Source organism: Lichenifustis flavocetrariae (assembly GCF_026130545.1).
Lineage (GTDB): Bacteria > Pseudomonadota > Alphaproteobacteria > Rhizobiales > Beijerinckiaceae > Lichenihabitans > Lichenihabitans flavocetrariae.
Genome location: NZ_JAMOIM010000027.1, coordinates 39,120 through 63,363, shown reverse-complemented (window position 1 = coordinate 63,363; position 24,244 = coordinate 39,120). Strand labels below are relative to the sequence as shown.

The 24,244-nt window shown below is 66.7% G+C and carries 20 protein-coding genes and 2 pseudogenes; 15 read left to right on the top strand and 7 right to left on the bottom strand.

Going from position 1 to position 24,244, the window contains the following annotated elements; genetic code table 11:
- Positions 1-439 precede the first annotated feature (439 nt).
- Both M8523_RS26540 and M8523_RS26535 read right to left on the bottom strand, forming a co-directional pair.
- Positions 440-733 (bottom strand): annotated as a pseudogene (locus M8523_RS26540) (transposase); the annotation flags it as partial.
- Between the two features lie 1,587 nt (positions 734-2,320).
- Positions 2,321-2,698: a tautomerase family protein gene (locus M8523_RS26535; protein WP_282587901.1), complete on the bottom strand. Its 378-nt coding sequence runs from the start codon at positions 2,696-2,698 to the stop codon at positions 2,321-2,323.
- A gap of 93 nt (positions 2,699-2,791) precedes the next feature.
- On the opposite strand from M8523_RS26535, the pseudogene M8523_RS36865 reads away from it, so the two are divergent.
- Positions 2,792-3,040: pseudogene (locus tag M8523_RS36865) on the top strand (transporter substrate-binding domain-containing protein); the annotation flags it as partial.
- Here the strand turns inward: M8523_RS36865 and M8523_RS26530 are convergent.
- On the bottom strand, positions 2,942-3,301 hold the full coding sequence (locus M8523_RS26530) for a hypothetical protein (RefSeq protein ID WP_282587900.1): 360 nt from the start codon (positions 3,299-3,301) through the stop codon (positions 2,942-2,944). The pseudogene M8523_RS36865 and the gene M8523_RS26530 overlap by 99 nt on opposite strands.
- Before the next feature lie 160 nt (positions 3,302-3,461).
- Positions 3,462-6,365, bottom strand: coding sequence for an ATP-binding protein (locus M8523_RS26525; protein WP_282587899.1), 2,904 nt, complete (start codon positions 6,363-6,365; stop codon positions 3,462-3,464).
- Positions 6,366-7,322: 957 nt separating this feature from the next.
- Between M8523_RS26525 and M8523_RS26520 the strand changes: the two genes are divergently transcribed.
- The 14 genes from M8523_RS26520 (at position 7,323) to M8523_RS26455 (ending at position 22,005) form a co-directional block, all read left to right on the top strand.
- Positions 7,323-7,919: a (2Fe-2S)-binding protein gene (locus tag M8523_RS26520; RefSeq protein ID WP_428351356.1), complete on the top strand. Its 597-nt coding sequence runs from the start codon at positions 7,323-7,325 to the stop codon at positions 7,917-7,919.
- Positions 7,919-8,938 carry an FAD binding domain-containing protein gene (locus M8523_RS26515; RefSeq protein WP_282587898.1) on the top strand — a complete coding sequence of 340 codons (1,020 nt, stop codon included), beginning with the start codon at positions 7,919-7,921 and terminating at the stop codon, positions 8,936-8,938. Before M8523_RS26520 ends, M8523_RS26515 begins: the two co-directional genes overlap by 1 nt.
- Complete coding sequence (locus tag M8523_RS26510) at positions 8,935-11,160, top strand: xanthine dehydrogenase family protein molybdopterin-binding subunit (protein ID WP_282587897.1); 2,226 nt, start codon at positions 8,935-8,937, stop codon at positions 11,158-11,160. Before M8523_RS26515 ends, M8523_RS26510 begins: the two co-directional genes overlap by 4 nt.
- A gap of 182 nt (positions 11,161-11,342) precedes the next feature.
- Positions 11,343-13,082 (top strand): ubiquinone-dependent pyruvate dehydrogenase, encoded by a 1,740-nt coding sequence (gene poxB / locus M8523_RS26505; RefSeq protein ID WP_282587903.1) that lies wholly within the window; start codon positions 11,343-11,345, stop codon positions 13,080-13,082.
- A 52-nt stretch (positions 13,083-13,134) separates the two neighbouring features.
- Positions 13,135-13,536 (top strand): tautomerase family protein, encoded by a 402-nt coding sequence (locus M8523_RS26500; protein ID WP_282587896.1) that lies wholly within the window; start codon positions 13,135-13,137, stop codon positions 13,534-13,536.
- Between the two features lie 37 nt (positions 13,537-13,573).
- Positions 13,574-13,960 (top strand): cupin domain-containing protein, encoded by a 387-nt coding sequence (locus M8523_RS26495; protein ID WP_282587895.1) that lies wholly within the window; start codon positions 13,574-13,576, stop codon positions 13,958-13,960.
- Between the two features lie 47 nt (positions 13,961-14,007).
- The gene (gene mqo, locus M8523_RS26490; protein WP_282587894.1) at positions 14,008-15,513 is read left to right on the top strand and encodes a malate dehydrogenase (quinone); all 1,506 of its coding nucleotides are present in this window, start codon (positions 14,008-14,010) and stop codon (positions 15,511-15,513) included.
- Positions 15,514-15,594: 81 nt separating this feature from the next.
- The gene (locus M8523_RS26485) at positions 15,595-17,025 is read left to right on the top strand and encodes a cytochrome ubiquinol oxidase subunit I (RefSeq protein ID WP_282587893.1); all 1,431 of its coding nucleotides are present in this window, start codon (positions 15,595-15,597) and stop codon (positions 17,023-17,025) included.
- A gap of 9 nt (positions 17,026-17,034) precedes the next feature.
- Positions 17,035-18,168: a cytochrome d ubiquinol oxidase subunit II gene (gene cydB / locus M8523_RS26480; RefSeq protein WP_282587892.1), complete on the top strand. Its 1,134-nt coding sequence runs from the start codon at positions 17,035-17,037 to the stop codon at positions 18,166-18,168.
- Between the two features lie 144 nt (positions 18,169-18,312).
- Entirely contained in the window at positions 18,313-19,776 is a 1,464-nt protein-coding gene (gene fumC / locus M8523_RS26475) for a class II fumarate hydratase (RefSeq protein ID WP_282587891.1), read from the top strand.
- A 161-nt stretch (positions 19,777-19,937) separates the two neighbouring features.
- Positions 19,938-20,402: a GFA family protein gene (locus tag M8523_RS26470; protein WP_282587890.1), complete on the top strand. Its 465-nt coding sequence runs from the start codon at positions 19,938-19,940 to the stop codon at positions 20,400-20,402.
- Complete coding sequence (locus M8523_RS26465) at positions 20,399-20,566, top strand: hypothetical protein (protein ID WP_282587889.1); 168 nt, start codon at positions 20,399-20,401, stop codon at positions 20,564-20,566. The genes M8523_RS26470 and M8523_RS26465 overlap by 4 nt, the downstream gene beginning before the upstream one ends.
- Positions 20,563-21,792: a threonine/serine exporter family protein gene (locus tag M8523_RS26460; RefSeq protein WP_282587888.1), complete on the top strand. Its 1,230-nt coding sequence runs from the start codon at positions 20,563-20,565 to the stop codon at positions 21,790-21,792. The genes M8523_RS26465 and M8523_RS26460 overlap by 4 nt, the downstream gene beginning before the upstream one ends.
- A gap of 24 nt (positions 21,793-21,816) precedes the next feature.
- Positions 21,817-22,005, top strand: a complete 189-nt coding sequence (locus M8523_RS26455) for a hypothetical protein (RefSeq protein ID WP_282587887.1) — start codon at positions 21,817-21,819, stop codon at positions 22,003-22,005.
- A 98-nt stretch (positions 22,006-22,103) separates the two neighbouring features.
- Here the strand turns inward: M8523_RS26455 and M8523_RS36860 are convergent, their stop codons facing one another.
- The 3 genes from M8523_RS36860 to M8523_RS26440 all read right to left on the bottom strand — a co-directional run bounded on the left by M8523_RS36860 (position 22,104) and on the right by M8523_RS26440 (position 24,233).
- A complete protein-coding gene (locus M8523_RS36860; RefSeq protein ID WP_428351350.1) occupies positions 22,104-22,295 on the bottom strand; it encodes a hypothetical protein in 192 nt (63 codons plus the stop codon).
- A 128-nt stretch (positions 22,296-22,423) separates the two neighbouring features.
- Positions 22,424-23,152: an NADPH-dependent F420 reductase gene (locus tag M8523_RS26445; RefSeq protein WP_282587886.1), complete on the bottom strand. Its 729-nt coding sequence runs from the start codon at positions 23,150-23,152 to the stop codon at positions 22,424-22,426.
- Between the two features lie 115 nt (positions 23,153-23,267).
- On the bottom strand, positions 23,268-24,233 hold the full coding sequence (locus tag M8523_RS26440; protein ID WP_282587885.1) for a quinone oxidoreductase family protein: 966 nt from the start codon (positions 24,231-24,233) through the stop codon (positions 23,268-23,270).
- Between the last annotated feature and the right edge of the window lie 11 nt (positions 24,234-24,244).

The window sequence follows — 24,244 nt, the reverse complement described above, 5'->3', positions numbered from 1 at the left end:
CCCTCTACCTCATCGGAGTGGCCATCATCGCGCCTCACGCGCGGCTCCGAAACGTGGGGTGCTCATGCCGGATACTCTCAAGGCCTGCTGAAGCCACATTCGAGGCTGAAGTTAGCTCTGACAAAATTTGTGTGCAAATTGTCAGTCGCCTCAGCCTTTGCGCACCGAGTTCGCGCGCTGCAAATTGACCGCTGAGCACCCAGGCATCTGCCGTTTCAAGAGCTTCAATTTGGTGACTTGGCCTTCGGTCTGCCCATTGGAGCACGTCTCGATGACAGCCGCGGTCACGGCAGTTTTGCCAGCCGCGATGCTTTCGGCGAAGGTGGACATTTCGCTGTGCACAGCATCGCTGTGCAACGGCTTCGGCAGGTGACCCTGCCAGCACTGATAATTCAGGTACGCACCATGCCGATCGGCGTCGGAACCCTACGCCGATTTAAACGTAAATCGGCAGGAGGCAGCGCGCATCATGGTGCGCGTTAAAAAGCACCAGTTGCTGCGGCCGTGCACTACGTCGCAGGTATCATCGATGCCGATCGTGACGCTTCCCGGTTCGAGTGCGTAGCCGTCCATCCAATCGTCCACCAGCGCGTATCTCAGGCAGATCACGTCGCAGACCGGGCGCGTTCTCGAGCCGCGACGGCATCGGTTGCGACGCGGGGTCGTGATCCGTGTCCGGTAAATGTCCGCAGGCGAAGATGATTGACGAGTGGCCGCGCAGATGGTCGAGGTCGTGATGTAAGCTTAACCGCACGATCGCGCCTCGTAGCAAAACGCTAACGGCTTGCCCTGACGCCCGAGCTGCTCGCATAACTTCCGGATCGCATCAGGGTCGTTGTCGATCTCACCGAGGTATTCGACAGCGCCAGACCTCCCGCTCTCAGCGACCGAGATCAAAATCCGCTCCTTGTGAACATTCAAGCCAATAAACCGGTACGGTCTATGTGGCCCGTCTCCTATCCGTGAGGCTCTGTGCCGGCGATCCTGCTCAACTTTCGTACCGTCGCATATCGGATGACGGACCACCCTCAGGCCCAGCAATCATCGGGTCTAGTGAGCTAGCCCAAACACAATCTGAACCGCCGTTACCCGAGTTAGGTGCCCTGCAAGAGCGGGAGAATCTGTTGCGGTTTTAAGTGGCCATTGTACACTGCATTGTAACGTGGCGTTGTACGCGCCCGGGCACCTGCAAGGGATCTTAGTACTGGCTGGGGCTCCTCCCGCCCCAGCCAGTACTCAGCCAATTTCTGGATAAGATTTGCGAAATTCGGCTCTCGACAGCCGGAGAGTCGCAGTTGTGCACGGACCTGTACACCCGCCTGTACCCATGGGGTGTCGGATGGGCATTGCAGCCAACATGGCGCGACGCGACAGCGTATATTGGTGGCGGGCCGATCGGTCCTGGGCGGCAGCGGTCGCGGGTTGCGAGGAGCCTGCGCACGCGTGCTCCAGAGATCGCCCTTACGTTCGGCTCGCAGATCACCGGCATGGTGGCACGGCTCCAGCAAAGCGTGAGGCTTGAGGCGATGACGATACATCGCGCACATCCACGCATACTCACTTATCTGGGTACCACAATTGGCATGGTACCAGATGCTGAGACTAAGCGAAGGTGCTGGTCTTGCGTCCGACGACATCGATCTGACAACCGGCTTGATTCACATCAGGCCGAATGCTCTCAAGCGAACAAAGACACATTCCTCGATTCGCGTTCTTCTCATCCATCCCGAGTTGGACAGATTCGTCTTTCGCCAGTTTGTCGCTTCTGCTTAGTCCCGCGGCTCCAAACAGCTGTTTCCCGGCTCATTCACGCGGAACAGCGAATTTGCCGTTGTTTTCCATAAGATGTGGACACCTGTTCTCGACGCAGCGCTGGCGCGTCAACACAGAAAAACTTTTAACAGCACACGGAATACCGGCAGTCCCTCTTTGCTGATGCCGAACCGCATCGCGACAACGGGCAAACCGGTGACGCATCGTCGCGCGGGAAGTAGTCGGCACAACTGTCGCGGAGGTGTGCGACTGCCTGTTCATCTCGAAAGCATCACCCCGGCGCTAAAGGCTCGGATGATGACTGCCGCGGCTGCCGCCACGAAGAACGGTCAAGTTTCCGTCAGCCATAGCCCAAATAAGCCCCGCCTTGGATCAAGGTCGGCACGCATCCTTATTCAGGCCGACGTGATTGTCTTGCCGATTTTGGTGGTGAACTTGCCGAACATCACATCGAGACTTAGAAGTGAGCCGGATCCGCTAGCATCGCCTTCCGTTCCTTGAAGCGCCTCGGCCGCAATATGGCGGCGCTACGCCCTGTATTAAACCCTCAAGTCCACGGCTCGCCCGCACCGAACGACCAGTCCTCCCGCTTCACGAAGACGAGATTGATCATAATGTCATCCGGGCGGACATTGAGCTTGGCCTTGAGCTCGTCGGCGATAAACCGATAGAAGGCAAATTTCGTCGTCGGTTCGTTGCCGACTGTGCTGGTGACCTGAACCAGGATGAAATCGGGTGATCGTTCGAACCCGAGAAACTTCGCGTCGTAGATCAAATTCTCGGAAGAATGCTCGCCGACGACGACAAATCGGTCGCCGTCGGGCGCCTTCAGGACATCGACGATGCCGCGATAGACGATGTCGGCCAAGGTGGCGCGGTAGTCGGCCGGTTTCCCATGAAGTAGATCGATACGTGCGAACGGCATGGGTCATCTCCATTCGGGGACTGCAATTAGCTCGACGCTAACTCTTCGCGCCGGCATTGCACGAGTAAATTGTTGTAAAATGCGCCCCGACCCGTGGGGAGTGCGAACCCGCGGAGTGCCGAGGGGCGGGACGGAGACTTCCCGCCCCTCGCCTACGTCAATGAGGGCGAGCATGTCGGCCTCAAGGTGGATCTGTTCGGCGGGGGCGGCAAGGAGCTCGGCGTCAAGGTCACCTGGGTGGCGCTACCCTGGGAAGGGGTACTCCCGGGTCTGACGGTGAAGAGGTTCGACATGGTGGCCGACCCGGCCACCATCACCAAGATGCGCATGGAGCAGTATGCCTTCAGCTCGCCGATCAGCGTGGCGAATACCGACCTCGTCAAGAGGAAGGGCGACGCCAGCACCAATTGGCCCCAGGACGTCGCGGGCAAGGTGGTTCTGGCCGCCATAAAGGACCTCGCGCCCGAGGGGATGACAATGGTCGTCGTCTCGCACGAGATCGGCTTGGTTGTGTCCGCCGCGCAGCGCGTCGCCTTCCTCGACCGTGGCAGAATCGTCCTCGACGGCACCCGGCCGACATCTTCCGGCAACCGCGTCCTCCACGCCTCCAGCAGTTCCTCGAGACCTACATCGACCGGGATGCGAGCCGGTTGCTGGCGTGAGCCCCGCCCGCGTTGCGGGTGTCCCCGTGCCCCGGACCTTCCAGCGGCATCGGGCGGAGAACGGGCCTTCGACAATCAGGCCGCGTGCCGATCTCGCGGCCTCATGCCGACTGGTTTACAGGGTAGGGATCGCTCTGCGACGGAACCCGCGGGTTCGCGCCTCTCGCTTCGAGCAGGTGCAGGGACTCCTCCGGGCGCACGGCGCCCCACCCTTGCCCGAAGACCTCGCGCGGAGGCGCGAGGAGCGTGGCCGCCCCTTCGGGATCGCTCTCGGCGACCGCTATCCGTGCCATCTCGCCGACGATCCGCGCCTCCAGGGTCCGGGCGCCGATCGTGAGGGCGCTCTCGCGCGCTCTGCCGAGCACCATCAGGGAAAGATCCCGCTGGCCGCCTGCTGCCATCACCCGGGCCTGCACGCGAAGCAGTTCCGGAAGGCACCAGTTCTCCGTCGACTCGCGTTGCAGCGCCAACGCGAACTCGATCGCTTCGTCGGCCTCAGCGGATCTTCCCTCCTCCAGCAGGGCTTCGGCCAAGACGCCAAGGTACATCGGGGTGCGCACCAGGAAGCCATCGCGGACGAGCTCGTAAACCGCCGACCGCATGTCGTCCGACGCGCCTTGCTGCCTGCGCGCGCGCCGGACTGCGGCCGCGTAGAACCGCTGCACCAGTTCGTACAACGCGATATACTCACGGTCGAGGTTGCCCCTCAGAATGGCCGCATACCGCTCCAGGTCGTCAATCCGGCCGCTCCAGAGCGCGATCGGCATGGCGACGAACGCAAGGGTATGCGACTGGCCCATCAGGAGGCCGGCCCGTCCCGTCTGCAGCACCAGCCCGTCGGCCATCGCCAGGGCACGCTCGGATTCACCGGTGAGCCAAGTCGAAAAGGCAAGTGTGCCACTGATGCTGACGGACCTCTGCTCCTCGTAACGCGTGATCCTCGATGGCGGCACGCCCCGGGCCAGGTCCTCGGTAAGCCGCTCGAGCTTGGCCAACACCTCAGTCAACCTGCCGAGATGCATCTCCGCCCAGGCGCTGAGTCTCTCCCCGTCGAACACCGTAGCCCGGTCGCCGGCCTGCGCCGCGATCCGGATGAACTCGCCCAGCAAGCCGACCGCCTGCTCATTCCTTCCCGTATAGATGAGGAAATGGGCCCAGTCGGATATGACAGAAAACCGCTGGCCGAAGTCGCCGCCGAGATCGGCGCATGCGAGCGCCGATCTCCAAGCGTCGTCCGTCTCGGCCTGAGGCTGCCGGGCGAGGGTCATGCTCCACGCCCGGGACGTCGCGAGGATCGCCTTCCGCCGCGGCGCGATCACCAGGGACGCGCAATGGCTCAACGCCCTGTCGACCTGGAACCGCTGCTCCGACATGAAAGAATGCTCGTTCCAGAAGCGGATTGCGGAGATCGCCAAGTCGACGCCGAGCGCCGCCTCTCCCCCCTCGCCGAAGCACCAGTCCAAGGCCTTGCGCAGGTCTCCGAGCCGCATCTCGTAGCGCGTGCGCCAGACACGGTTCTCGACGCTGCCCCACTCGGCCTCGGACCTCTCGAACGTCGCAAGCACACCCTGGGCGTGGTGACGCTGCGCCTCTCGGGCGAGAGGGTCCTGAAGCAGGCTCTCCGCCGCGTACCGCCTGGCGCTCTCCAGGAGTCGATAGCGCAGATGCTCGCCGTCGATCCCAACCGTGACCAGCGACTTGGAGACGAGTCCGCCGAGGGCCATGGTGATCTGGTATGGATCGTATGCCACCAGTCGAGCCATGCCGGCGACCTCGGCCCACTCAAAGGAGCCTGCGAAGACGGATAGTAGCCGGAACACCGTCGACTCCTCCGGGGACAAGAGCCGGTAGCTCCAGTCCAACATCGCCCAGAGCGTCCGATGCCGCGGATGCGTCCCTTCGTCATCGTTCCGGAGTGCGGTGAGACGCGGACCCACTGACTCGAGGACCTCCGCCGGTGAGAACTGGTCGAGCTTGGCGGCGGCGATCTCGATCGCGAGGGGGAGGCCGTCCAACGCCTCGCAGAGCCGCGCGACGACCTGGACGTCGCCGTCGGCCAGGAGGTAGTCGGCCGTCTCGAGAGCGCGCAACGCGAAGAGCGCCACCGCGGGGTAGGCGAGTACCTCGCCCGCGGTCAGCGATTGCGTCCTCTGCGGGAATGCGAGCGGCTCGACGCGTTGCAGCCTCTCGGCGGCGATGCCGAGCGGAGCGCGACTTGTCGCGAGGAGGCAGCCTTTGATCCTCGCGTCCACGAGCCGCGCCGCGATGGCCGCCGCGGCGTGCAGGAGGTGCTCGCAATTGTCGAGAACGATCAGGGCTTGCCTGTCGCGCAGGTGATCCACCACGGCCGAGACCAAATCCTTCGGATCGCCACGCATGCCCAGGCTCTTGGCGATCAGGTGGACGACCATGGCTGGGTCGTGTGTCGTGGACAGGTCCACGAAGTGAACGCCGTCGGCGAAGTCGTCGCTCCTCGCGTGCGCGACCGCGACCGCCAGGCTGGTCTTCCCAACGCCCCCGGGTCCGACGAGGGTCACGAGCCTCGTCGTGTCGAGCGCCTGGGCGACCTCCTCGACCTGATGCCGCCGACCGGTGAGGGTCGGCAGCGCGGGAAGGCTTGACGGGGCCGCCTGATCCGCGCCTGCGAATGCCGCGATATCGACGTGCTCCGTCCGGACCCGGGCGACGAATTGGTATCCCCGCCTCACCACCGTCGCGATGTAGGTGGCTTGCGGAAGGGTGTCCTCGAGGGCGCGCCGCAAGCTGCTGACGTGAACCTTCAGGTTTCGTTCGTCAACGAACATGTCGGGCCAAGCGAAGGCAATCAGGGCCTCCTTACTGACCTCCTCCCCCGCCCGCATCACCAGCAGGTAAAGGACATCCAGCGCCCTGCCGCCGACCTTGACGGGCATGTCCTCACGCAGGAGGAGCTTCTGGCTCGGGATGAGCTTATATGGGCCGAACACGAAGGCGACATCGACGCTCGGTCCTGCACGTCCGTCCATCGTCCTCTCGTCGAAGGACCCGATCGCATGACGTTCCAATAACTCGCACTCCGTGTCACAGGCGCGCGGCGCTCGCTGAGACGAACGTGCCACGGCCGTTATGGGTCCCACAAAAGTGCCTTGTCGAGCACGCGAATGTCGCATGGGTCATCGCGTCGATGCCCGGGTTACCGCTCCCCGACCTCGCGCGTCGCGGTTCTGCCGCCGGGGGGGATGGAGCGCCAGGACGAATGCAAGACGATCCTTCCCTGCTGCGGGATGCCTGCAGGCCAGTGCGGTTCAGGCCAGCTCGAGGGGTCTCCCTTCGCTCGAGAAGGCCCGGTGTCCAGCAACAAACTCAACCTACCATCGGCCAGCCGCCGCGCATTGTCGGAGCCGGCATGCGTGGCCTGCGCCGAAGGACACGCACCGCCACAACGCAATGTCCGACGCGGCTTCGCATCTGCGCCGAAGGCCCGTTCCCGACGCCAGGGGCGAGCTCCCCGTCCCAGCGGGACGTGCCGAGGGGCCTGGGCGGGACGAGCGGAGTATCGTGAAGCGTTGAACGGGCCTGAAGAGATGATGACCGGAAGAACCGCATAGCTTCGAGGTTAGGGGCGCACGGAACACTGGGTCCAATGTGGTTTTTACAGGAATTTACTTCAGCTTGCGGCGCGGCGTGCTACGTTTGTTGAGGTCCAGCGGATGAGATGCGACCTTAGGGCACGCACGCAAGCCACGATGCGTGCCTTTTAATTTCGATTGTGGGCGTCGGTGCCTGGAACAAGGCTTTGGCATCGGCGCTCCTGCTGACCGGCATCTTCGGCTTGAGGCGCGGCAGGCCGAGTGCTCCGTTCCGCGATGTCGTTGGTCCGGCTGATCGCAGCGCATCGATGGCGCTTCTGCCTGCCTAACTCGCAGATTTCCGCACCAGGCCTCGCAGCCTGGGGCGCCTCCAATAAAGGGGATGCGGACACGATGAACGAATGTGCTGTCGACCGCCGTACCGTTATCGCCACCGGGGCGGTCCTGGCGGCGTCACTTTCCCTTGGTTCGGCCCCGGCCGGCGCGCGAGCTTCCATGGACACCCGGACGACACCTCTGACGCGAGATATCACGCTTTCCGTGAACGGAACCGATCATGCGATCCGGGTCGATACCCGGATGACGCTGCTCGATGCCCTACGCGACAAGCTCGGCCTCACCGGGTCCAAGAAGGGCTGCGATCAGGGCCAATGCGGCGCTTGCACCATCCATGTCGAGGGCGAGCGGCACCTGGCCTGCCTGACCCTCACCGTCGCGGTGGAAGGCCTGCACATCACGACGGTGGAAGGCTTGGCCGAGGGCGAAAGCCTGCATCCGATGCAGCAGGCTTTCATCGACCATGATGCGTTCCAGTGCGGCTATTGCACGTCGGGCCAGATCATGTCGGCGATCGCATGCGTGCGGGAGGGCCATGCCGGTTCGGACGAGGATATCCGCGAATACATGAGCGGCAACCTGTGCCGGTGCGCGGCCTATCCCAACATCGTCGCGGCTGTGAACCAGGCCAAGAACGAGATGGAGAGAGGCTGATGCGCCCTTTCGCTTACGAGAGGCCGACCGACGCCGCGACCGCGGTCGCACTCGCTTCCGTTCCTGCAAGCGCGCACGTCACCGCCCCCGTGCAGTACAAGGGTGGCGGCACGACGCTGATCGACCTCATGAAGCTAGACGTCATGCAGCCGACGACGGTCGTGGACATCACCGCGATCGACGACGAGGCGATGCACCGCATCGTGCCCTCCGACGAGGGCCTGCGGATCGGCTCGCTGGTGACGATGGCGAAGTTGCACGCCGATCCATCGGTGGTTCGCGACTACCCGCTGCTGACCGAGAGCCTGTGGCAGGCGGCGTCGCAGCAGCTGCGCAACATGGCCCGCCTGGGCGGCAACGTGCTCCAGCGCACGCGCTGCCTGTACTTCCGCGACACGAGCTACGACCAGTGCAACAAGCGCGTGCCGGGCTCGGGCTGCGCGGCGCTGGACGGCTCCAACAGGGGCCATGCGGTTCTCGGCACGAGCGATCAGTGCATCGCGCTCTATCCCGGCGACTGGGCGCCCGCCCTGGTCGCGCTCGATGCCCGGGTCGAGGTGCTGGGCAGGACCGGCAAGCGCTTGATCGCCTTCGCGGACCTGCACCGCCTCCCGGGCACGACGCCCCACATCGAGACCAGCCTTTCACCGGGCGAGCTCATCACCGCCTTCATCGTTCCGGGAGGTCCCAGGCGGCGGTCCCTGTACCGCAAGATCCGGGACCGCGAGAGCTACGCCTTCGCCAACGCCAGCGCAGCCGTCGCGATAGAACTCGACGGACGGACGTTGCGCGACGTCAGGATCGGCTTGGGCGGCGTCGCGACGATCCCCTGGCGGGCGCATCGGGCCGAAGGGATGCTCCGCGGCCAGGAGTTGACCGAGGCGAACGCGCGCGCCGCGGCCGAAGCCGAATTCGGGGACGCCAGGACGCGCGAGCACAACGGCTACAAGGTCGTGCTCGGCAAGGCCACGATGGTGCGCGCGCTCCTGGATGCCCAGGCCATGGAGGTTCCCCGATGAGCGTGGGCAACACCGCGGCTCCGGCGCCGCTCGCCAACATGGGCGAGCCGATCCGCCGCTCGGAATCGGTGGCGAAGGTCACCGGCCGGCTGGTCTATGCCGCCGACGCGCCCGGGCAGTCGCCGCTGCAGGCCTACTTCCTGACCAGCGCCATCGCACGGGGCCGGGTCCTGTCGATCGATGCCGCTCCTGCCGAAGCGCTGGACGGCGTCGTCAAGGTGTACACGCACCTGAATGCGCCCCGCAGGATCGCGACGCCCTACACGCAGAAGGGCGGCTACGCCTCCGACACGAACATGCCGCTCACCGGGCCCGAGATCCATCACGACGGCCAGATCATCGCGATGGTGATCGCCGAGACGTACGAGATCGCGCGCGACGCATCGCATCGCATCGTGACGCGGTACGACGCTACGACGCCTGCCGCGACCATCGACAGCCCCGGTGTGGACATCCTGCACCCAGACGCGCTGGCGGAGAAAGAGAAGAAGGCCGGCGACTTCGCCGCGGCCCTGGCCGCCGCGCCCGTGAAGGTGGAGGGCGTCTACAGCACGCCGGCCCAGCACCAGAACGCGATCGAGCTCTACTCGACGACCGCGTCCTGGTCCGCCGGCGAGCTGACGATCCACGAGCCGAGCCAATTCGTCGTCGAACTCGCCAACGGCGCCGCGGCGATGATGGGGATCGACCCATCCAAGGTTCATGTCGTCAACCCGTATATGGGAGGGGCGTTCGGCGGCAAGGGATTCATGACGCAGCGCACCGCGCTGGTCGCCGGGGCCGCGCGGGAGCTGGCACGACCCGTCCGCAACGTCGTGACGCGGGACCAGGGCTTCACGCTGGCGACCTACCGGTCCGAGACGAAGCACCACGTGCGGCTCGCGGCCGATCACGACGGCCGCCTGCTCGCATACGGGCACGAGAGCTGGGAGATGCAGTCGCGTCACGACGACTACCCGCTGGCGGGCTTCGGCGTCACCACCGCGATGTACGGCAAGCCCGCGATCCTGACGCGCGTCAACCTCGTCAAGGCGGATCGGCAGACGTCGGGCTTCATGCGGGCCCCGGTCGAGATGCCCTACATGTACCCCTTGGAAAGCGCCATGGACGAACTCGCGTTCGCGCTCGACATGGATCCCATTGAGCTGCGCCGCGTCAACGACATCCGCGAGAGCCCTATCGACGGCGCGCGGTTCACCAGCCGCTCGCTGATGCGATGCTACGACGAAGCGGCCGCGAGCTTCGGGTGGAGCAAGCGCGATCCCACACCAGGATCGATGCGCGAAGGCGATTGGCTCATCGGCTACGGCTGCGCGACCGCCGGCTACCCCACCCACATGGCGCCCGCCACGGCGCGGGTCACCCTGAGCGCTGACGGAAGCGCCCGCGTCGAGGTCGCAGGCCACGATTCCGGCCAGGGGACCTACACGGCGCTGGGCCAGGTCGCAGCGCGGGAGCTGGGGATCGACCCGGAGCGGGTGCATGTGGCCATGGGTGACTCCAGGCTGCCGGCCGCCCCCGCCTCGAGCAACTCCCTCGCAACCGCGTCGATCGGGTCGGCCGTGAAGCTTGCGATCGACAAGCTTCGGTCCCGCTTCGGCAATGCCCTTCCCGACGACCGGGATCGCTCGGCAGCCTTCGCTCGGTTGGGCGTGAGCGAAATCGGCGATCTTGGAGAGTTCCTGCCTCCCGGCACGAATCCCGAAGTCCTCGGCATGCTCCGCAAGGGCCAGGTGCCGTTCGCGAACCAGGCGCGCGGCGACGAGTCCAAAAACGGCAAGCCCCTGATGTTCGCCTTCGGCGCCGAGTTCGTCGAGGTGCGCATCCACCGGCTGACGCGCGAGATCCGGGTCCCGCGCATGACCGGTGCCTTCGCGGCGGGCCGCATCGTCAACCCGCGGACGGCCCGGAGCCAGCTTATGGGCGGGATGATCTGGGGCATGTCGTCCGCGCTGCTCGAGGCGACAGAGATCGACGAGAAGCGGGGTCGTTACGTCAACGACAGCCTCGGGGAGTATCTGATGGCCGTCAATGCGGATGTCCCCCGGGTGGACGTAATCATGGTTCCCGAGGAGGATCCCGAGGTCAATCCCCTGGGGGTGAAGGGCATCGGCGAGCTTGGCATCGTCGGCACCGCCGCGGCCGTCGCAAACGCCGTCCACCATGCGACCGGCAAGCGCATCCGCGACCTGCCCATCGTCATGGACAAGCTTCTCGCGTGACGATGCGGCCGCCGCAGGTTCGGCTCGGGACGCCGGCGGCCCGCTTGCGGGGGGCATGCGGCGTGGATGGCGCCCGCAGCGAATGGGGTTTGTCGCCGTAATGCGTCGGGCGGGCGAGCTGCCGCGAACGGCGCACCCGGCAGGCTCGTTCAAACGGGTTCCGTAACGAACTGGGGATGACGATGTCAACGAATCTCGCAGATCTGATCGTCGCATGCCTGAAGCAGGCCGGCGTGGAGCGCATCTACGGCTTGGTCGGCGACAGCCTGAACGGCATCACCGACGCAATCCGCCGGGACGGCAGCATCCGCTGGCTGCACACGCGGCACGAGGAGGCGGCGGCCTTCGCGGCGAGCGGCGAGGCGGCCGTGACTGGGACCTTGGCGGTCTGCGCCGGGTCGTGCGGGCCGGGAAACCTGCACCTGATCAACGGCCTGTTCGACGCCCACCGCAGTCGTGTGCCCGTCCTGGCGATCGCGGCGCACATCCCGACCGCCGAGATCGGTTCGGGCTACTTCCAGGAGACGCATCCGGAATCGCTCTTCAAGGAGTGCAGCCACTTCTGCGAGCTCGTCTCCAGCGCCGACCAGATGCCGCGCATGCTGGAGAGCGCCATCCGCGCGGCGGTGGGGCAGCGCGGGGTGTCGGTGCTGGTCATCCCCGGCGACGTCGCGCTGCAGGCGACCAAGGCGGCGCCCACCCCTGCGGCCGGCCTGCTGCCGGAGCCGCCAGTGGTGCGGCCGCGCGACCGCGAACTCGACGCGCTCGCGGCCATGCTGAACGCAGGATCGCGGATCACCCTGTTCTGCGGGCGCGGCTGCGCCGGCTCCCATGCGCAGCTGATGCGGCTGGCCGAGGCGCTGAAGGCGCCGATCGTCCATGCGCTCGGCGGCAAGGAGCACGTGGAGTGGGACAACCCGTACGACGTCGGCATGACCGGCCTGATCGGCTTCTCCTCGGGCTATCAGGCGATGATGGATTGCGACACCTTGCTGATGCTGGGGACCGATTTCCCCTACCGGCAGTTCTTCCCGACCAACGCCAGGATCGCCCAGGTCGACCTGAGGCCGGAGAACCTTGGGCGCCGCTGCAAGCTCGACCTCGGCCTCGTCGGCGACGTCGGCGCCACGATCGAGGCCCTGCTGCCAAGGCTCGACGACAAGCACGACCGCAGCCACCTCGACGACAGCCTCGCCAACTACGCCAAGGCGCGCGAGGGGCTTGACGAGCTGGCGACCGGCAAGGCCGGGCACCAGCCGATCCATCCGCAGTTCGTGGCCAAGACGGTGAGCGACCTCGCCTCCGACGATGCGGTGTTCACCTTCGACGTCGGGACGCCCACGGTCTGGGCGGCGCGCTACCTCAAAATGAACGGGCGCCGGCGCATGCTGGGATCGCTGGCGCACGGGTCGATGGCGAATGCGATGCCGATGGCGATCGGCGCCCAGGCCATCGACGCCGGGCGGCAGGTCATTGCGCTCTGCGGCGACGGCGGCTTCACCATGCTGATGGGCGATTTCATCTCGCTGGCGCAGCTCAATCTGCCGGTCAAGGTCGTCGTGTTCAACAACGGCGCGCTCGGCTTCGTGGAGCTCGAGATGAAGGGGACCGGGTTCCTGGAGTTCGGCGTCGACCTGCAGAACCCGGATTTTGCCGCGATGGCCCGCGCCATGGGCATCCACGGCACCCGGGTCGAGGATCCGGCCGCGCTGGCGCCGGCGCTCCGCGACGCCCTCGCCCATCCCGGCCCCGCCCTGCTCGATGTCGTGACCAACCGCCAGGAGCTCGCCATGCCCCCCAAGGTGACGCTGACCGAGGCGAAGGGTTTCGGGCTCTGGGCCGCCAAGGCGGTGATGAACGGCCGCGGCGACGAGCTCATCGAGCTCGCCCGCACCAACACTCTCTCCGGCTTCTTCCGGTAGCAGGCGCCGTCCAGAGCCAACCCTCTCCACCATCGCTCGACGGAGCCCTCCAGTGCCACTCGTCCGCATCGACCTCCCCGCCGGCAAACCGGCCCCCTACCGCGCGGCGCTCATGGAGACGGTCCAGTCAGCCATGCACGCGGCGTTCGGCGTGCCTTTGGAGGAGCGCTTCCAGGTCGTGTCCGAGCACGGGCCGGGCACCCTCTCAATCGACCCCGGATACCTCGGCATCGAGCGGTCGTCCGAGGCGATCATCGTCCAGGTCACGCTGAACTCCGGCCGCGACACCGCGACCAAGCGGCGGCTCTACCGGACGCTCGCGGACAGCCTGCACGAGCGGATCGGCCTCCGGCGGCAGGACGTCGTCATCAACTTCGTCGAGGTCGAGAGGCAGGACTGGTCCTTCGGCGAAGGCGAGGCGCAGCTCGTCAAACCGGACGACCCGGCGGCGTGACCGCCCCGACGTGAGAGCTGACCCAGGAGAACGAACGATGATCCGCTGCGTGAGAATCTGGACCGGTCCGGACGGCAATTCGGTGTTCGAGGAGGGAACCGTCGACCTGCCGAAGGGGGAGCGCAGCGACGTGCTGAGCGGCAAGGTCGCAGCCTCCAGCATCTCCTACCGCGAGACCGAGGCGGGCGGCACCTTCGCGCCTCATGACGCGCCGACCCGGCAGTTCGTGATCACGCTCGCCGGCACGCTCGAGTTCAAGACGGCGAGCGGGGCGACCTTCGTGATCCACCCCGGCGACATCCTGCTGGCCGAGGACACCACGGGCAGCGGCCACAGCTGGCGCCTGATGGACGACCAGCCCTGGCGCCGGGCCTACGTCATCATCGGCGCGGACGTCGACGTGCCCTTCGTCAAGGGCGGGTGAACGTCGCCCGCCAGCGCCACCTCCGACAAACAGCCAGGAGCCCCCCGGTGAGCAACCCAGATCGTCCCGACGTCGTGCTGATCGGCGCCGGCATCATGAGCGCCACGTTCGGCACGTTCCTCAAGGAGCTCGAACCCTCGCTCACCATCGCGATGTTCGAGGCGCTGCACGATTGCGCCGAGGAGAGCTCAAACGGCTGGAACAATGCCGGTACCGGCCATGCCGCCAATTGCGAGCTGAACTACACGCCGCAGCGCAGCGACGGCGGCGTCGACATCTCTAAGGCCCTGGAGGTCAACACCGAGTTCGACCTGTCGCGCCAGCTCTGGGCCTTCCTGGTCAGGAAGGGCGCGATCCCCGATCCCCGCGCCTTCATCCATCCCTGCCCGCACATGAGCTTCGTCTGGGGCAAGGAGAACGTCGCCTTCCTGCGCGAGCGCTTCAGGGAGATGTCGGCCAACCATTGCTATCACGGCATGGAATACAGCGAGGACCGTGCCAAGATCGCCGAATGGGCGCCGCTGATCATGGATGGCCGCGACGACAGCGAGCCCTTCGCCGCCACCCGCATCGTCAGCGGGACGGACGTCGACTATGGCGCGCTGACGCACCTGCTGGTGAAGCACCTCTCGGACCAGCCCGGCTTCGACGTCCACTACGACCGCAAGGTCGTGGGGCTCGACCGGGAGGATGACGGGCGCTGGAGGGTATCGGTGGAGGACGCCTACGACGGCGGCGTCCAGACCGTGTCGGCTAAGTTCGTCTTCATCGGCGCGGGGGGCGGCTCGCTGCCGCTGCTGCAGAATTCGAAGATCCCCGAGGGGGTGGGCTACGGCGGGTTCCCGGTCAGCGGCATCTGGCTGCGCTGCGACGTCGACGCGGTCAGCCACCGTCACCACGCCAAGGTCTACGGCAAGGCGTCCTCCGGCTCGCCGCCGATGTCCGTCCCCCACCTCGACACGCGCATCATCGACGGCAAGCAGTCGCTGCTGTTCGGGCCCTATGCGGGCTTCTCCACGCGGTTCCTCAAGCACGGCTCGCTGGAGGACCTGTTCACCTCCCTGACCCACGCGAACATCGTGCCGCTCCTCGACGTCGCCAAGGACAACATCGCCCTCTCGGAGTACCTCGTCGGGCAGGTGATGCAGAGCTCAACCCACCAGTTCGACATGCTCAAGCAGTTCTTCCCACGCGCGGTGAAGAAGGACTGGCGCGAGGCGGTGGCCGGACAGCGCGTGCAGACCATCAAGCCGACCGGGCAGCACAGCATCTTCAAGAAGGAGGGCTCGCTCGAATTCGGGACCGAGCTGGTGGTGTCGGAGGACAAGTCGATCGTGGCGCTGCTCGGCGCGTCGCCCGGCGCCTCGACCGCCGCCTTCATCGGCCTCGAAGTGCTGCAGAGGTGCTTCGGGGACGAGCTCACCGAGGGCGCCTGGCTGCCCAAGCTCAAGGAGATCATCCCGACCTACGGGATCGACCTCAAGGCGGACGCCGAGGCCTGCAGGCGGACCCGCGCCGAGACCGCTCCGGTCCTCAAGATCGAGAACGTCTGAGTTGGCGCCGCCCGCCCGAACGCATGCCGAGCGGGCACGTGGGGACCGACCCGACCTTGAGACACGCATGGGGGCCGCGAAATGAACCCCGACGTCACCGCCATCCTGCTGTCCCGTATCCAATTCGCCTTCACGATCTCGTTCCACATCATCTTCCCGGCCTTCACTATCGGGCTCGCGGCATGGCTCGCGGTGCTGGAGGCGATGAGCCTGACGACCGGCCTGCCGGTCTACCGCCGTCTGTTCGACTTCTGGCTCAAGATCTTCGGCGTCGCCTTCGGGCTCGGCGTGGTGTCGGGCATCGTCATGGCGTTCCAGTTCGGCTCGAACTGGAGCGAGCTGTCGCGCCGTTCGGGGCCGATCCAGGGGCCGCTGCTCGCCTACGAGAGCTTCACGGCCTTCGCGCTCGAGGCGTCGTTCTTCGGGGTCCTGATCTTCGGGCGCAACCGGGTCCGGCCCGCGCTCTACCTCGCGAGCGCGATCCTGGTCGCGGTCGGCACCAGCCTCTCGTCCTTCTGGATCCTCGTAAACAACAGCTGGATGCAGGTGCCGACCGGTTTCGAGACGTCGCCCGAGGGGGTGTTCGTGCCGACCGACTGGTTCGGCATCATCTTCAACGGCGTGGTCTGGGTCCGATTCCCCCACATGATGATGGCGGCTTACGTCACGACGGCCTTCTGCGTGGCGGCTACGGGCGCCTGGCACCTCCTGCGGGCCAGGCACAAGGCGGAGGCCCGGGTCATGCTGCGCATGGGCCTCGGCCTCGCCGCGGTCCTTGTCCCCGTGCAGCTCTTCTTCGGGCACCTCAACGGCGACTACGTGGTCCGCAAGCAGCCCTCCAAGATCGCCGCCATCGAGGGGCGCTGGGAGGACGAGCAGCCGGCCGGCGAGGTGATGTTCGCCCTTCCCGACGAGGCAACGGAGAGCAACGGATTCGAGCTGCGACTGCCCGCGCCGTTCGGCAGCCTCATCGATTCGTCCAGCCTCACCTCCAAGGAGATCGGCATCAAGTCGATCCCGAAGGCCGACCGGCCGCCGATCGTCATCCCGTTCTTCGCCTTCCGGGTCATGGTGGGGATCGGCATGCTGATGCTGGCCCTCGCCTGGGGCGGCTCGCTCCTCGCCTGGCTGGGCCGGCTGGAAGGCCGGCGCTGGCTGCTCTGGGCCACGTTCTGCTCCTTTCCGCTGGGCTTCGTCGCGACGCTCACGGGCTGGATCACGGCGGAGGTCGGGCGGCAGCCCTGGACGGTTTTCGGCCACCTGCGCACGGCGGAGGCGGTGACGCCGACGCTGCGGGCCCGCGAGGTCGCGACCAGCCTCGCCGTGTTCGGCTCGGTCTACGCCCTCATCTTCGTCTTCGGCACGATCTACATCTATCGGCTGCTGCGGGCGGGTCCCGGCCCGGTCACAGCGACGCCGATGGGGGCGAGCAACGCGAAGCGGCCGCTCGCCGTGCCCGGCGGCGGCCCTGGGCCCCGCGGCGGCAGCCCGTCGCCGACGCTGGCCGAATAGGAGGGACGAATGGTCGAATTCTGGGCCGCGGCCCTCGCCCTCTCGCTCCTGCTCTACGTGCTGCTCGACGGCTTCGACCTCGGGGTGGGCATGCTTTACCCCTTCGCGCCCGGCGAGCGGGCGCGGGCGCAGCTGCTATCCTCGATCTCGCCGGTCTGGGACGGCAACGAGACTTGGCTGGTGCTGGCCGCCGCAACCCTGTTCGGAGCTTTCCCGCTCGTCTACTCGATCGCCATTTCGGCCTTCTACCTGCCGATCCAGCTCATGCTCGTTTCGCTGATCCTGCGCGGCGTTGCCTTCGAGTTCCGCTACAAGGCCGGCCCCACGATGGCGCGCGTCTGGGATGCGGGCTTCGTCGGAGGCTCGTACCTCGCGACCTTCATCCAGGGCGTCACCGTGGGCGCCTTCGTGGCCGAACTGCCCATCGAGGGCGGGCGCTTCGTCGGCGGGCCGTTCTTCTGGCTGCAGCCGCTCGCGCTCGCCTGCGGGGTGGGCCTGTGCCTCGGCTACGCGATGATGGGCAGCTGCTGGGTGATCGGCAAAACGGAGGGGCGGACGCGCGACTTCGCCTACCGCGTGCTGCCCTGGCTCGCCACGGCGCTCCTGGCGTTCCTCGCGACCTCCTTCGTGATCTCGTTGCATCGCCACCTCCAAGTCATGGACCGCTGGATCGAGCGGCCGGCGCTGATCGCCTTCCCGTTCGCGGGGCTGCTCGCCGGCGCCGGCATCGCCTGGGGCTGGAAGGCACGACGCGACCGCCTCCTGTTCCCCTGCGGGGCGGTGATCTTCGCCTCGGCCTTCGGAACGCTGGCGGCGTCGTTCCTGCCCTACATGGTGCCTTTCACGATCACGGTCGAGCAGGGCGCCGCACCCCTTTCGAGCCTGACCTTCATGTTCTGGGGTGCGGGCGTGATCGTGCTGCCCCTCACCCTCGCCTACACCGCCGCGGTCTACTTCATCTTCCGCGGGCGGGTCGGGGACGGCGACGGATACGCGGGCGGCGGACAGGCACCGGAGCCTGCCGTGGCCTCGGCCGCACCGGCCATCGCGGCGGAGCGCTCCGGGACGCCCGTGCTCACCGCGGTCGCCGGCTTCCTCGTCATGCTCGGAATCCGGTCGCTGCTCCGACGGCTGACCCGATGACGGGGCGCGCCATTCAGGCCGGGCAGCGGCCCGCGCTTCGGGGTTCTCCGAGGGCGACCAAGCGGCACTACGCACGCCTCGATGCAGGATCCACATCGTTCTAACCGCCCGTCAGGGCGCCCGACCTCAAAAAGGAGCCACGACATGCTGGGACACGGCGCGAAGGACCACCCCACGATGAAGGACGTGCCGATCGGCCTCGCGGCCAAAGGCACGCGCAAGGAGTTCGACTCGATGGGCACCGTCGAGGTGCCGGCCGACACGTACTACGGCGCCCAGACCGCCCGCTCGCTGGTCCATTTCTCGATCGGCGACGACAGGATGCCGAAGGCCGTCTACCACGCCTACGGCATCGTCAAGAAGGCCTGCGCGCTGGTCAACCAAGCCGAGGGCCGGCTGCCGGCCTGGAAGGCCGATCCCATCGTCAGGGCGGCCGACGAGGCGGTCGCCGGCAAGCTCGACGACCACTTCCCGCTCTATGTCTGGCAGACGGGCTCGGGCACGCAGTCCAACATGAACGTCAACGAGGTGCTCTCGAACCGCGCGATCCAGCTACTCGGCGGTGAGCTCGGCACGCAGGAGCCCGTCGGTCCCAACGACGACGTCAATCTGGGGCAATCCAGCAACGACACCTTCCCGACGGCCATGCACATCGCGGCCGTCGAGGAGGTCGACGCCCGCCTGCTGCCGCAGCTCGATGCGCTGGCCAAGGCGATCGAGGTGAAGGCCGCGGACTGGATGCACGTGGTGAAGATCGGCCGCACCCATCTCGAGGACGCCACGCCCCTGACGGTTGGGCAGGAATGGTCCGGTTACGCCGCCCAGGTCCGCGCCTGCATGGAGGCGATCGCCGACAGTCGCCGCGGCCTCTACGAGCTTGCGATCGGCGGCACCGCGGTCGGCACGGGGCTGAACGCGCCCAAAGGGTTTTCGGTCAAGGTCGCGGCCAAGATCGCCGAGCTCACGGGCAAACCCTTCGTCACTGCGCCGAACAAGTTCATGGCCCAGGGCTCGCTCGACGCCATGGTGCGGGCGCATGCGGCCCTGGCCGGGCTCGCGGTGGCGCTGATGAAGATCGCGAATGATATGCGCTGGCTCGCCTCCGGCCCGCGCTGCGGCCTGGGCGAGCTGAAGCTGCCGCAGAACGAGCCGGGCTCCTCGATCATGCCCGGCAAGGTCAACCCGACCCAATGCGAGGCGATCGTGATGATCGCGATCCAGGTCCTCGGCGACAACTCGGGCGTGCAGTTCGCCGGCAGCCAGGGCAACTTCGAGCTCAATGCCATGCGCCCGATCATCATCAACAACTTCCTGCACTCGGCCCGCATCCTGGGCGACGGCTGCGAGAAGTTCCGCACCTTCTCGGTCGAGGGGACTCAGCTGGACGAGAAGAGGATCGCGGGCTACGTCGAGAACAGCCTGATGCTGGTCACGGCGCTCTCGCCCGTGATCGGCTACCAGAAGGCGGCGCACATCTCGGAGGCCGCGGATGCCGAAGGCGCCACTTTGCGGGAGGCGGCCCTCAAGTCGGGGTATGTTGACGAAGCGACGTTCGACAGGGTCATGGACCCGAAGTCCATGGTCGGCGAGGGCGTCGGCGGTGCATAGGCGACGGATCGCACCTTTAGGAGTTCACGGAAGCCGAGGTCAGGCGCCCCGGGGGCCGTCGCGCACCTTCTTTTCCTACACGGAGGTCCAGCGGCCGTCACCGACCCGACCCGCACTCAAGCGCCGAGCCACCTGGCCGGCCAGCCGAAGAGGACGAGGACATGATTAATCTACCGCTACCGCTCAAGGGCGGCTGCCGGTGCCGCGCGATGAGCTACCGAATCACCGAGGCACCCCTCTTCTCCTTCGCGTGCCACTGCACGGACTGCCAGCAGCTGACCTCGGGGGCGTTCTCCCTTGGGCTCGCTGTGCCGGCCTCCGTGTTCGTCCTGGAGGGGGCGCCCCATCAGTGGGAGAAGATTGCTGACAGCGGCGGATGGAGCCGGCAGTTCACCTGCCGCACCTGCACGGGCTGGACCCACACCTGCACGCAGAACGCCTCTGGCATCGTGATCGTACGGCCCACTACCCTGGACGATCACTCCTGGTTCCGTCCCATCGCCCAGATCTTCACGCGCAGCGCGCTGCCCTGGGCTCTGATGCCGCTCCCCCACACCTACGAGCTGGAGTTCGAAGATACCGCACCGCTGCGCAAGAGCTTCGCGGCGGCAGGGATGCCCTCGTGACCCCGCCCAGCCATCATGGGCCGACCCATGTGCCGCAGGCCACGGGCCTTCCCGACGGCACTGCGGGGCACTTGGTCCCTGAGCCAGGCGGCGGTGAGGGAACGATGCCCAAGGGGACCACGGACCCCACGGTAGAGGCCGGCGAAGGCGTGCGGTACGCGTGAGCGGCGAAACGACCGCCCTGCTGACCCGGACGGCGGACCTGCTTCTCGCAAACGGGCAGACCACGGAGGGAACCCGGCTCGCCGTCGAGCGGCTGGGCCGGGCGCAAGGCCGCCCGGTGCGGTTCACAGCCCGCTGGGGCGAATACGTGCTGCAGTCGCCCGACGAAACGACGTTCGGCGAGGTGGCGCCGACTGGCGTCGACATCGCCCGGGTGGAGGCGACGGAGGCAGTCGTCGACGGCATCTGCGCCGGCCGGCTCGACGCCGGCGAGGGCTTGGCCCGGCTGGAGGAGGTCGGGCGCAGCGACCCGGTGGCGATCGGCCGGTTCGCACCGATGGCCGCGGTTGGCGCCGCGGCGCTCAGCATCGTCTTCGGCGCAGCGGACTGGCCGACGGTCGGGCTGATTGCCGCCAGTGCGGCCTGTGGGGCGCTGCTGCGCCGCGCTGCATCGCACGCCAGCGACAATCCCTTCCTGCAGCCCTTCGTCGCCTCGCTCCTGGCCGGGTCGCTTGGGGGACTGGTCATGCGATTCCACCTTCCCGTAGCGGACCGGCTCGTCGTCGTATGCCCGTGCATGGTGCTGGTGCCGGGGCCGCACCTCCTCAACGGCGGCATCGACCTGATGCGTGCCCGTATCCCGATCGGCGCCGGTCGCGTCGGCTTGGCGCTCCTGATCGTGCTGGCTATCTGCGGAGGCCTGCTTTCCGGACTGGCCCTGACCGGGACCGCGTTCCCGCAGGCGGGACCCCCTGGCGAGGTGCCGCTCGGCAGGGACATACTCGCGGCCGGGTTCGCGGTCGCCGCGTACGGCTCGTTCTTCAACATGCCCTGGCGGCTCATGGCGGTTCCCATCCTGGTCGGCATGGCGGCTCACGCCGTACACTGGCAGCTGCTGGAGCACGGCACCAGCTTACAGGCGGGCGCGTTCGGGGCGACGCTCCTCGTAGGCTCGGTCATCGCGCCACTCGCCGACCGCTTCCGCCTCCCGTTCGGCGCTTCCGCGTTCGCGGCGGTGGTCTCGCTGATCCCCGGCGTGCTCATGTTCGAGGCCGCGTCCGCCGCGCTGGCCGCGGTGGATTTGGGAGCCAAGGCGGATCCCGCGTCGCTGCTTCCCATCGTCGGCAATGCAGCGGCCGCCATCCTCGTGGTGTTGGCGATGACGGCGGGGCTGATCCTGCCCAAGATGGCCTTCGACGCCCTGAAGGCGGGCCGCCACCGGAGGTGAAGGCGCGCACGCGTCGCTGGCCGGATGCTCACTCTCACGTACGATGGCGGCAAGATATTCCGGATCACCGTGCCGCCAACCGCCCTGATCACGCGCTTTGAGGTGGCCGACCGATCGGCGGTGGCCATAGGATCCGCCGTGTTCATCAAGACCGATCCCGGCGACCGGGCGGCCCTCGTCACCGTTGGCAAGGGCATAACACCGCCGATGTAGATCCGCTTTCCTATATGCGGTGCACAGTAGCAGGCTGGCGCTAAGCACCCTAGAAGCGAAGCGGAACCCCAAGCAGATCGCGATGCTGGCCGAGCGGGCTACGCCGTTGGGATCGGCACGTTGTGGCGGTTCTTCGACCGGCACCGGATCACGTGCAAAAAGAGGGTGCATGCCACCGAGCAGGATCGCCCGACCTCCTGAAGCGCCCCGAGGAGTGGTTCGACGGCCACCTCGACATCGATCCCGGGCGGCCGGTGTTCATCGACGAGACCCTGGGCGGCGACCAACATGGCAAGTCGTCACGGTCTAGGTTATTGCACCCTCACAACCCAAGTCCACGAACCCGCTTGCGAGTGCGAATCTCGCACTGGAACGCGTCGCTGCCGGCATGCATAAACCCGGGCCTCATGCGTGATGCTCAGGCCGGATTTTGAAAATCGCCAGGACTTAAGTCCGTCGCATACCACTCCGGACTGCGCTTCTGGACGGCCTCGGACAGGGCCTTGCGGACGCCAGCGGCATCGAAATCGTGGGTGTAGACAGGCGAGCCGGGTTGCTGGCGCCACGACTCGTCGAGGCCGCCCGCATCCACGGCATCGAAGCCAAGTTGATCGATCAGGGCCAGCACGATCGCCTTGGCCCGGCTATCGTCACCGGCAACTGGCAGGGCGATCCTCCCAGGAGTGCCGGCGGGCTTGCCCATCTCGAAGAGGTGTTGGGCATAGATGTTGTTGAACGCCTTGATGACCGGGCGCCCAAGATACCCTTCAACCCATCGGCTTTCAGGCAGGCCTTTCTCGATAGCCTCGATACGGCCGTCTCGATGGCGAGGATAGTAGTTCCCTGTATCGATCACGACCGCGCCGTCGTCCAAACCAGCCAGCAGATCACGAGGCAGGCGGGGGATTTCTTTTTCCGGGATCGTGACGACAACGAGGTCGACATCCCGGGCGGCGTCCGTCGCCGTCGTGGCCGTAGCCCCTGTCTCGGACGCCAGACCGGCCAGGGTCTCCGGCCCCCGGGAGTTCGCGACCTTCACCGGGTGGCCCAGCGCGCGAAGACGACGCGTCAGGGCGGCGCCGATGTTACCGGCGCCTACGATGCCAATTTTCATAACGGTTCCTTGAATATCGATCCCGCGACGCAACGGCGCCACGCGATGCAGTTGGGCAGCATGTGGAGCAGGCTGGCGGTTTGGGAAGGCTTCGTCGACTGTGTCGTGTAACACCCCGACCTTGGAATCGGCCCGACTGCGCCGGCCCTTACATGGTCAACACCATGGACCCGACGACACGCCGCGCCCTGATGTCTTCATGCGCGCGCCGGGCCTCGCGCAACGGGTAGCTGGTCACAGGGAGAGGCTTGAGAATGTGGGTTTCGAAGGCGGACCAAAGGTCGTTGCTGGCCTCTTTCAGGACGACGGGGCTGTTCACGAATTCGCCCGTATTCGGTTTGGTGTAGCTGATGGCACGTTCCGCCAGGGCCGCCATGTCGATGCGTGGCGGGCCGGAGGCATTGCCGAAATGAACGAGGTCTCCGCCTGGCCGGAGCGCCGCCACCGATTTGTCGAAAGACGCGGCGCCGATCAATTCGTAGACGACGTCGACGCTCCTGCCGCCGGTCATGGCTGCAACTTTTGCGGCGAGATCGGGATCGCCGGAATCAAGCACCATATCGATGCCGCGGTCGCGCAGCCCCGTCGCCTTGGCCGGACTGCCAACGATGGCGATCACCTTGGCTCCCAGGGCCTGCGCCCATGACGGGGCGAGCGAGCCGACGCCGCCTGAGGCGCCCTGGACGAGCATCGTCTCACCGGGCCGTACCACATGGGCGCGCTTGACCATGGCCCAGGCCGAGAGGCCCTTCGTGAAGATCGAAGCCGCCCGCTCGCTGGATAGGCCGGCCGGCAGTGCCACCAGCTTGTCGGCGTCGACGAGGCGCATGTCAGCGTAACTGCCGAACGCGAGCCAACAGCCGACGCGATCGCCGACTTTAAGGTCGGCGACGCCTGGTCCCACTGCGTCTATGATCCCGGCGCCTTCGACGCCCAGCGTCAGCGGAAGCGTCGCTTCATAGATGCCGTCGCGGAATTGGGTGTCGACGAAGTTGACGCCCGCCGCCTCCTGGGCAAGCCGGACCTGACCGTGACCCGGCTCGCCCACGTCGTAGTCTTCATATTGCAGGACCTCGGGACCGCCGGTTCGATGGATGCGAATGCGATGTGCCATGAGGACCGTCC